This is a genomic window from Acidithiobacillus sp. TH-A36, assembly GCF_057473445.1.
The window spans coordinates 1-2,942 of record NZ_JBYCKP010000589.1 but is presented as its reverse complement, the minus strand read 5'-3'; the positions used below and the strand labels follow the sequence as shown (position 1 = coordinate 2,942).

At 46.1% G+C, this 2,942-nt stretch carries 3 protein-coding genes; all 3 read right to left on the bottom strand.

The genetic code is table 11. The features are described from left to right. Positions 1–144: 144 nt before the first annotated feature. Positions 145–633, bottom strand: coding sequence for a GNAT family N-acetyltransferase (locus AC2VLY_RS14915; protein WP_486892278.1), 489 nt, complete (start codon positions 631–633; stop codon positions 145–147). A gap of 90 nt (positions 634–723) precedes the next feature. Continuing rightward, positions 724–1,332 (bottom strand): hypothetical protein, encoded by a 609-nt coding sequence (locus AC2VLY_RS14910; protein ID WP_486922538.1) that lies wholly within the window; start codon positions 1,330–1,332, stop codon positions 724–726. A gap of 101 nt (positions 1,333–1,433) precedes the next feature. Then, positions 1,434–2,597: an MFS transporter gene (locus AC2VLY_RS14905; RefSeq protein ID WP_486892280.1), complete on the bottom strand. Its 1,164-nt coding sequence runs from the start codon at positions 2,595–2,597 to the stop codon at positions 1,434–1,436. Positions 2,598–2,942 lie beyond the last annotated feature (345 nt).

Sequence of the window (2,942 nt, the reverse complement as noted above, 5' to 3'; positions counted from 1 at the left end):
GACCACAACATACTATCACCGTCCATTTCTTATTCCCTTTTATTGTACCATTTCGTCGGAAGTAATGGCGCGTCTTCTGTCGCTAAACTGCCCGATACTGCAGCAACGAACCTAATCCGCTATTGTATAATTATGAATTCATCGCTACAAATCCTTGTCAGTGCCCACCTCGCTGTCGGCAACCATCTCCAGGAATTCATAAGTGCCACCGTTCGTATTGTTCATAAACTTTCTGATGTGGCTGAAGCCCACTCGTTCATACACCTTGATGGCTCGTTGGTTAAATGTCGCAACTGCCAATCGGAATTGGTTTGGACGAAATTTCTCTCTGGCAAAGCTAAGCCCAGCTTGAACAAATTCTGTTCCCAGTCCATTCCCAGTTACATCAGGTCGCAGCCCGAGACCTATATCAACAATTCCATTATCATCGTCAAATGAAAAAAAGCCGACCAAATTGTCCTTTCCATCGTCCACGGCGTACTTCGAGTCCTTCTTCCAATTCTCGAAATCAAGGAACTCACGCAAATCGTCTTCATCGGCTGTCATGTCATAAAAAGAGTATGGCTCTGGATAATGCCACTTAACAATGACAGAAGCATCTTTTGGCTTCATCTTGCGAATAGAGAACTCCATTGCTACGCCTCCTTACTGTATTCTTCTGCCCGATTGTGACATAACTGAACCGCATCCTCGACCGCATAAACATGCAGTTGAGGATGTTGTTCAAAGAACGACTTCACCTTCGGGTCCGTTCTCGATATTTGGCATTCTGGATGACCATTTGAAGTTGAAAACGAGATTTTCAACCTTATCTGGAAGACAAGGACTAACGACGAATTGTTGCGTAAAATGGTCACTATTCCCCGATCCGCTTGTCGCATAGCAGTCATACTCAGGTTCTATTGCTAATTTCCACTCAACGTGGGGGCGATGTCGAGGCTCACTTTGGTTTTCGGTCTTGCTATCAATCTCCAGATACAAAACACTCGCATTATCGTATTGACGCAGATGGGTTACTAAAAAGACTTGGGAATCGATTTCCTGTAACCTCATGACTGGGATGATACGACGAAATCCATGAGGCTCAACTCTTGGTCGATGGAGGTCTTCGTGATATAGGGTGTTAAAAACACTGTGCACGAAGGTTTCATACAAACCGAACTTCCGTGCCCACACGTCTATGTCCTCATTAGGCGGAAATCCTGGATTATTGCTTGAAACAATCTTGCGTTTTGCAATCAATTCGACCAGCTTTTCATCCAAACGGCGGACGTTTTCATCGTAGTGTTTGGTTGGACGATTTCGATGATGTCTAACTATCACAATATCCACTCCGTTCGTCTCGTAAGACTCTTCAGGATTACTGCTTCGAGAGTGCAACAAACAGTCAACCTGCAATGTGTATTTTCATACACACTACAGCCCCAGTGGCGTCAATTAGCGCTAGTCGTATGCTGATGGACACCATGAGACTGGTAGTTCCGAAGAAGCAATACTGCGATAAGACCATCCAACATCATCAAGAGCCCATTTATATAAAAAGGAAGTGAGTGATTATACCTATCGTACAGCCAACCTCCCACTAGAGGTCCAACTACGGTTCCCATGCTGGCAGCGGATAGATACCTTCCGTATGCGGCACCACGAATATTGGTGCCCGTCATATCAGACACAAGTGCCGCTTCGGCAGGCGCAGCGATGACCGCTCCAATGGATTCAAGTGCCCATAGGACAGACAGAACGATAATGCTGGGGCTAACAGGGAATGCCATGGAGACAATTCCAGAGGACAGCAGCCCGACAAGAATGAGTTTGGCTCGATTGTACTTGTCACTGAGTCCGCCCATCCTAGGTGTAAGGTAGGCGTAAACGATAGCAGCAGGAATATAGGCAGTAGCTAATTTGCCAACATCCGTGGTAAACCGATTTTGAAGGAAGACCATCAGTAAGGGGCTTAACATCGATGCGGATAGAGAACTGATGAATACAATAGCAAGTAATTTACGAAATTCAGGTGAGGTACGATGGAAGTCCTGGGGATGGTCGTCGACTCGTTCACGTATTGTCTCTGGTATGTGCTTGTAGGCAAGGTATCCGGCGTAAAGCGAAATACAGGCATATACCTTGAACAACACAGACCAACCAGCTAATAATGGAAAATAGCTGAGGATCATGAAACCAAGTACCGCTCCTAAAAGCCTTCCATTGGATGAAGAGCCCTGCAGTCGTCCAATGGACTTACCTTGCTTATTTCCATCAGTGATATCACCAATGATGGCGTAGGCAGATGTCCACATCAGAGATCCGCCGCCCCCCTGCAAAATCCTCGCTGCATAGAGGATGGGCATGGTCGAGGCAAGAGAGTACAGAGCCATTGCAATTGCATAGACCAAGAACGAGAGGATAAAGAATCTTCTTCTACCGAAATGGTCGGTTGCTCTCCCCACAAGTGGTCGTATCACAAGGTTGACCAAGCCAATAACAGAAAATAGTCCTCCGATAACTTCTGCGTTCCCCCCAATACGCATGCCATAAACGGGCAGCAAAAACGGCATGATCCCAAGGGCAAACGAGCTATACATTACAGATTGTCGCAAATTTACTGCGATCTTTGCGTTGCCCGTGGTGGGTCGCCTCCTATTCACGTCCGTTTACATAGAATCAGGCACTCAAATTGTTAATAAGGTCAATGCACAGTCACCGTAACCCCGAATCTCACTAATCATATTGTATATTTTCTTCCATATATGAGATAGTCTTCTGTCGCTGCCCGATTGCGCAAGATTCCGAAAGTGTACGCTACCGTATAATCATACACCAGGTGCTCGGTCAGGGAACTTGAATTTTCGCGCCCGTATGCGACACAATTCATGCTAATCCTTAGTCCACACAACGTTATTTTCGCCCTTAGGCTTTTGCCCCACGAACAATAACCTACCTCC

Bases quoted from the DNA above. Each gene is read 5' to 3' on its own strand.
- AC2VLY_RS14915 (WP_486892278.1), bottom strand. From the start codon at position 633: ATGGAGTTCTCTATTCGCAAGATGAAGCCAAAAGATGCTTCTGTCATT.